The organism is Pseudomonas sp. BJa5 (genome assembly GCF_030272875.2).
Lineage (GTDB): Bacteria > Pseudomonadota > Gammaproteobacteria > Pseudomonadales > Pseudomonadaceae > Aquipseudomonas.
The window spans coordinates 1-228 of record NZ_JALRNG020000266.1 but is presented as its reverse complement, the minus strand read 5'-3'; the positions used below and the strand labels follow the sequence as shown (position 1 = coordinate 228).

1 pseudogene is annotated in these 228 nt (G+C 67.1%); it reads right to left on the bottom strand.

Going from position 1 to position 228, the window contains the following annotated elements:
• Positions 1–182: pseudogene (locus tag M2D63_RS26245) on the bottom strand (hypothetical protein); the annotation flags it as partial.
• Positions 183–228 lie beyond the last annotated feature (46 nt).

The window sequence follows — 228 nt, the reverse complement described above, 5'->3', positions numbered from 1 at the left end:
TCGCGAAAACTGAACATCCGCGCTTGCAGCGCCAGGGTCTGCTCGGGCATGGCGACATCCGCCGGGTCGAGGACGACGCCCGGGAAGATCGCCACGCCTTCCTGTTCCAGGCGCGCGCGGATCTGGCTGACCAGGGCCTGGTAGGCGGCGCTGCTGCGATCGGTGAGAGGGTAGCTGGTCATGACGACGATATCTCCGAGGGGGGCGGTGAAGGCGGGCGCAGTCATT